The 5,650-nt window shown below is 36.8% G+C and carries 7 protein-coding genes and 1 pseudogene; 3 read left to right on the forward strand and 5 right to left on the reverse strand.

The features are described from left to right. Positions 1 to 235: 235 nt before the first annotated feature. Both RI561_RS13630 and RI561_RS13635 read right to left on the reverse strand, forming a co-directional pair. Positions 236 to 1,363 carry a hypothetical protein gene (locus RI561_RS13630; protein WP_395080799.1) on the reverse strand — a complete coding sequence of 376 codons (1,128 nt, stop codon included), beginning with the start codon at positions 1,361 to 1,363 and terminating at the stop codon, positions 236 to 238. A gap of 64 nt (positions 1,364 to 1,427) precedes the next feature. Further along, positions 1,428 to 1,826 (reverse strand): hypothetical protein, encoded by a 399-nt coding sequence (locus RI561_RS13635; protein WP_395080800.1) that lies wholly within the window; start codon positions 1,824 to 1,826, stop codon positions 1,428 to 1,430. A gap of 248 nt (positions 1,827 to 2,074) precedes the next feature. Here RI561_RS13635 and nei point away from each other — a divergent pair, with 248 nt between their 5' ends. The 3 genes from nei (at position 2,075) to RI561_RS13650 (ending at position 4,056) form a co-directional block, all read left to right on the forward strand. After that, the gene (gene nei / locus RI561_RS13640; RefSeq protein ID WP_395080801.1) at positions 2,075 to 2,902 is read left to right on the forward strand and encodes an endonuclease VIII; all 828 of its coding nucleotides are present in this window, start codon (positions 2,075 to 2,077) and stop codon (positions 2,900 to 2,902) included. Between the two features lie 72 nt (positions 2,903 to 2,974). Continuing rightward, positions 2,975 to 3,469: a DUF4920 domain-containing protein gene (locus RI561_RS13645; protein WP_395080802.1), complete on the forward strand. Its 495-nt coding sequence runs from the start codon at positions 2,975 to 2,977 to the stop codon at positions 3,467 to 3,469. A 95-nt stretch (positions 3,470 to 3,564) separates the two neighbouring features. Further along, positions 3,565 to 4,056, forward strand: a complete 492-nt coding sequence (locus RI561_RS13650; RefSeq protein WP_395080803.1) for a putative metallopeptidase — start codon at positions 3,565 to 3,567, stop codon at positions 4,054 to 4,056. A gap of 34 nt (positions 4,057 to 4,090) precedes the next feature. On the opposite strand, the pseudogene RI561_RS13655 reads toward RI561_RS13650, so the two are convergent. From RI561_RS13655 to RI561_RS13665, 3 genes and pseudogenes are all read right to left on the reverse strand, one after another. Continuing rightward, a pseudogene (locus RI561_RS13655) lies at positions 4,091 to 4,438 on the reverse strand (four helix bundle protein). Between the two features lie 147 nt (positions 4,439 to 4,585). Next, complete coding sequence (locus tag RI561_RS13660; protein ID WP_395080804.1) at positions 4,586 to 4,810, reverse strand: translation initiation factor; 225 nt, start codon at positions 4,808 to 4,810, stop codon at positions 4,586 to 4,588. A 103-nt stretch (positions 4,811 to 4,913) separates the two neighbouring features. Then, positions 4,914 to 5,474, reverse strand: coding sequence for a hypothetical protein (locus RI561_RS13665; protein WP_395080805.1), 561 nt, complete (start codon positions 5,472 to 5,474; stop codon positions 4,914 to 4,916). Between the last annotated feature and the right edge of the window lie 176 nt (positions 5,475 to 5,650).

A 5,650-nucleotide genomic window follows, 5' to 3' on the forward strand; every position in this document is an offset into this window, starting at 1 on the left:
GTTTATAATACTTGTTAACCATTGTATAGCAATATGTTACAAACAATCATAACATGCTATACTTCATAAGACCCTTATTTTTTGTAACGATGTATCCCAGGGTTGCTACCGCTTAAGCGGTTTTACCCTGGGCTATTCATATATGACACCTTCAGGGTCAAGAAGGAAAATAGGATTATAATTTTGTCGCCGAATTATCTAACATCTACAACCCGGAGCAGGAAATGAGTTAGCTTTAATTTGTGCCAGGCTCCAATACAGCCATTTCAATTTCACCACCTGATTCACCCGGGATTGTATAAGCCACCAGTATCTTTTCACCGTTTGTAGTTATTTGAGGGAAACCGGCACTTCTGTTTACGGATATACCAGGAACAGTGTACGATGCCAATTGCTTTCCTTCATGATCGTAGGAGTTAATTTTAAGATTCCCTTCTCCATTTTCTTCAGGATTTAACCAGCTTAGCCAGATTTTATCAGTGGTCATATTTAGGTCTACGCGTCCCAACGGACCTTCTTCATCTACAACAATGGGTTCGTTAAATGAATTACCGCCATCATTAGAGACAGCCAGTTGGACTTTAGAAACTCCATTTGCACCCGTAAACCAAGCCAAAGCAACTCTATCACCAATTGCATCTATTGCAGGACCGTTAACAGGGCATGCGGCAATTTCCCAGTTATCGGCGTGAACCGGTTTGGAACTACTCCATTGGCCTTCAGAATAAGTAGTGGTATATATATCACGGATTTCTTGATCCGTTCTGTTCCGGTAAGCAGCCACATAACCATTGTTTGTTTTAGCTATGGCCGTATTACAACAGTCACATACAGCGTCATCAAGCATGAAACCCTGTACAATTTCATTATTTAAATCAATAAAAGCTCCTCTTAAAGTCATTGCCTTGTTGATATCATTGTATTCATCATTTGCTCGATTGTGGGTATTCCGACCATCCAGCCATAAAGCTAAATAGGTGGAATCGGTAGCAGGTGTCATGCTCGAAAAACCATGTTCAGTAGGAGTACCGTCTTTGTGGGGAGTAAAAGTTTCATTCCATTGATCATCATAAGTGGTCATGTTCACATGGTAGGCATAGGCACCACCCTCAACTTTGTTGAGCCAGTGAGCAGCCATTGGATCACCATTTTGTGCGATAATTGAAGGGAAATCAGCCCAGTTTATAAACCAGGTTGAATCGGAAGTTATAGTAGTAGGTTCAGTCCAACTTTCATCCACATAAGAAGAATATTTCAAAGAATGCTGATTTTCTGTTTCTTCAATCCAGCTCATAAAAACAGTATTGGTATTATCGGTATATAATCTGGGAAAATAACTATTACCTGAGGTTGGTGAATCCATGGATGTTACAACTGAATCACTTTCATTAGAAGAGCAACTCAGACAAAAGGAAATTAAGAGTAGACTAAGTATTTTTGATGTTTTCATATTGATTTTTAAATAACTGATAGGCTAATGTTATTCCAATTAGGTGTAAAAGATTGACGGTTATAAAATACCAAATAGGCTCTGCATTGTAAGAGTTGCCTATTTCAACTAAACGCCAAAGAAAGAGTATTAGACCGAATATACAAGTATAAATTAGCGAATTTTTATTGATTACTGTAAGAACAAGCATAGTCACCAGCCAGGTACTAACCAAAACTGATAACAAGATAATAATTACCCAAGCATCAGAAGGAAGGTAGGAGATTCCATAAAACTGAAATTCAATTCGATGGTAAAAAGTGATAATCAATCGGGCAAATCCTTCAAAAAAAAGAATTCCAAAAAATCCGGAAATAAGGGTGATGATGGGTTTCATTGAACGTATTTTATGAACGTTTTGTAGTGAGAGCTAAATTATCAACAATTCATCAATAACCATAACGTCTTTACCGGTTACAAAATAGCCTGGAGAAACCTCTGAGTTAAGTAACCTCGCAGCGTCCGTAAGACCTGCGAGCGTTACGGGATTCTCACCAGAAAGCCGAACGCTACGAGGACCTACGGACGCTCGCAGGTTCTCCAGATAAGATTACTAACAGGTAAATGATTCAACCGTAGTTAAATATGCCTGAAGGACCCGAAATTTGGAGAGCCGCTGATAACATCAGTAAAACCATAGCTAACAAAGAAATTACTGAAATCTATTTTGCTTTCGACGAGCTTAAGGTATTTGAAGATCAACTTGTTGGGCAAAAAGTGACTTCAGTAACACCAAGAGGAAAAGCAATTATTACAGAATTCGACAATGGGTTGAATTTATACTCACACAATCAGCTATATGGTAAATGGATGATGTCGGATAATGGAGAGGAGCCAAATACCAATCGATCACTCAGAGCCGCTATCAAAACTAAAGGTGGGGCAGCTTATTTATTTTCTGCCTCTGAAATTGAAATGCTTAAAAATGATGAAATTGAATCGCATAGTTACATCAAAAAACTTGGTCCCGATGTAGTCCATCCTGACACTACTTACGAAGAGGTTTTATCTCGATACAGAGATGATAACTTCAAAAATCGTAAACTTGCTACTTTGTTATTAGATCAGGGATTTCTGAGTGGAGTAGGAAATTATTTACGGAGTGAGATTTTGTTTTGTGCCAAAATAGATCCTGATTTCAGACCTAAGGATTGTACACCGGAACAAATCAAAGATTTGGCTCATTATTCGATTGAATTGTCTCGCCGGTCGTACATAACAGGAGGAATTACTACTGAACCTGAATTGGTTGAAGCTTTGAAAAGGGAGGGGGCGTCAAGGAAAGAATACCGACATTATGCATATAACCGCACTGGAAACCCATGCTATAAGTGTGGAAGAAAAATTGCGGAAATGAAAACCGGGGGACGTAAAATCTATTACTGTGAGCATCGCCAAAAAAGTGAAGAATAATCGTCAGAATTGGATGAAATATTGGGAGATATATTTGTATGTTTGGACTCCTTTTAAACCAATTAAGTGACTATGAAAAAAAGTATACTATTTGTCTTATTAATAGGATTCTCCACTCTTGCATTTGCGCAAGAATCAGAGGTTATTCGCTTGTCAGAACCGGTTCAGGTTACTGAAAATCATGAAGTTTTTGGGGCGGAAGTGGATACCTGGGGTGAGAGTACCTCACTAAAAAGTATTATCGAAAATGAAGAAGACTTATCCGGAAAAACAGTAACTCTTGAAACTGAAATTGCTGAAGTTTGTCAAAAGAAGGGATGCTTTTTTGTAGCCAATGAAGGGAGTTACTCTGCCCGCATTACTTTTAAAGATTATGGATTCTTTATTCCAACCGATTCAAAAGGGAAGAAAGTAACTTTAATCGGAACTTTTGAAGTAAAAGAACTTACTGAAGAAAAAGCAAAACATTACGCTGAGGACGCCGGTAATAATCCAGATGCCATTAAGGGACCACAAAAAGAGTATTCTATAGTGGCAACATCCGTTAAAGTACCTAAAATTCTATAATTCAAGATTTAATTATAAACAGTTAGACCTGTCAGATTTTTGAAAACTGACGGGTCTTTTTATAAAGTAAATATTTAACAAAAAGACTATAATTCATGCCAGAGAACGATTACTTAAAAGCTGAAGCGACTATTTATTCAACGAAACAATTAATGGAATCTCCGGAAGTGGAGGCTATCGCTAAAAAGGTTATTGAGAAGCATAAAATGGAATTTGGTCCAGCTGAAATTGGATATTTTTTAGTGTATCCAAACTTATCAAAACAGCGGGCTGCAAAATGTATAAAGGCAAGTAGGGAAGTGAAACACTATTCGGGTAACGATTATCTAATCGAGATTTCCGGTGAATTGTGGGATATGCTGGATAATGATACCAAAGAAATGATGCTGTACCATGAATTATTACATGTAGAGCCGGTTTTTAAGTCAAAATCTCAAGAGTGGAAAATGACCATTCGTAAACCTGATTTTGCTGATTTTTATACTATAAATGATAAGTACGGCAATGAGTGGTATAAAACCATTCAGGCTACTGCTTCATCCCTTTATGACCTGGATCCACGACAGGAAAGCAAGGTGAAGTTGTAAGATAGGTTTTAGGTGCGAGGTGTTAGGCTTTAGATTATTTTTTTAATAAAGTGTGGAGCATTTTTTGAACTTCATCATTAAAATCCATTGCTGTTTTAAGTATCTGAGTATTGAGTACTCCATTCTGCTCTAATAACAGTAATTGGGTTTCAAGTTCAAAACAAGAACCGAGTGAGATCCTAAGAAATCGTTTAAAATCTTTTCTGCTATCTCTGCTGCTGCCTTCAGCAATATTAGAAGGTATAGAAATAGAAGACCTGATAATTTAATCTCGGTAAGTGTAGCGTTCTTCTTTAGGAAGTTTGGAAACAATTTCCTTGGTTTCAGATGCAAGTTCCATGCTACGTTGCCAAACAATAAGTTTCTTGAAGTTTTTCATCATCTTAAATTTTAGTTAGAGTTGGTTTTCTTTAAAAAGTAAGAGCAATGAAAAACCAATTCCTTACAGAAAAACTTAAAAATATAAGAAGGTGCTGAAATATTTTCCCTAAAACCTAACATCTCGCACCTAAAACCTCATTCCTAGAACCTAATCCACCTGATATCCCTCTTTCTCCAGGATTTTTTTGATTCGATCTACGTGATCTCCTTGAATTTCAATAGTTTTTCCTTTGATAGTGCCACCGGTACCTAACTGTGTTTTTAACTTCTTTTCAAGCTTTTCGATGACTTGTGGATTATGGGTAATTCCGCGGATTACGGATACTTGCTTTCCGCGTCTTCCGGCAGTTTCCATTTTAACTGTAACTTTCATAGAACAAATAGTCTTTATTTAAAATTTCTTCTCATCAATATATAACGATAGAAATCCAAAATTCATTGGGCTTAAGTAAACTTTATTAAAAAAAAGATACGTTTTAGTGTGGGCGGGGAGACAAGAAGCTGGAGCCATGAACGTGTATATTTTTCACTTTCCAGGCTAAACGCTCTAAAAGGGAAGTAGGTGCTTTGAAAAGGAAGACGGCATCTGCTTTACGTTGTAAAAAACGATCGAGTTGGTCTTCATCTTTTAGCTCGAGAATAGCAGGTACAGGAATTTCAGCAAGTTTTTTCACAAAATATTTTTCCTGTGGAGATCCGTAGCGCACTATAGAAGTAGAATAAGCGGTGTAAGCCCCGTTGAGTTGTTCTGCATTTCTAAATATAACAAGCTCTTCATCTTTGTTAATTGAATTAAGACAACGGTCTATGTTCTGATAGCTTTCTTCTTCATAAGGAGTGATGATTTCAGCCAAATCAATTTCAACAGGTTCACCAATTATTTCACGTTTGAATTCATCAAGGGCTGCTTCCCGGTTAGTATTAAAAGAACCGGCAAACACAATTAAAGAAGATTTTTCTAAATCGGTATCTCTAAATTTTTTTAGAAATTTTTTATATCCAGCACTGTTGTAATCAAATGTATTTTCTGAGCTCATGTATTTAGAATAAAACCGTTTTCAAAATTAGGACTGAAGGTATGTTTAAATTGAATTTTAGTAAAGTTTCAGTCCGATAAATCTTCGCCTGGAATTTAATTAGGGTCTTATGAAGCAAACGAGTCAAAGCGGATCGTCTCTGAGTCGTTTAAGCAATATGTGATATAAGTTATGAT

The sequence above is a fragment of the Gracilimonas sp. genome (assembly GCF_031581265.1).
GTDB lineage: Bacteria > Bacteroidota > Rhodothermia > Balneolales > Balneolaceae > Gracilimonas.

Bases quoted from the DNA above. Each gene is read 5' to 3' on its own strand.
- RI561_RS13630 (WP_395080799.1), bottom strand. From the start codon at position 1,363: ATGGATTCACCAACCTCAGGTAATAGTTATTTTCCCAGATTATATACC.
- RI561_RS13635 (WP_395080800.1), bottom strand. From the start codon at position 1,826: ATGAAACCCATCATCACCCTTATTTCCGGATTTTTTGGAATTCTTTTT.
- nei (WP_395080801.1), top strand. From the start codon at position 2,075: ATGCCTGAAGGACCCGAAATTTGGAGAGCCGCTGATAACATCAGTAAA.
- RI561_RS13645 (WP_395080802.1), top strand. From the start codon at position 2,975: ATGAAAAAAAGTATACTATTTGTCTTATTAATAGGATTCTCCACTCTT.
- RI561_RS13650 (WP_395080803.1), top strand. From the start codon at position 3,565: ATGCCAGAGAACGATTACTTAAAAGCTGAAGCGACTATTTATTCAACG.
- RI561_RS13660 (WP_395080804.1), bottom strand. From the start codon at position 4,810: ATGAAAGTTACAGTTAAAATGGAAACTGCCGGAAGACGCGGAAAGCAA.
- RI561_RS13665 (WP_395080805.1), bottom strand. From the start codon at position 5,474: ATGAGCTCAGAAAATACATTTGATTACAACAGTGCTGGATATAAAAAA.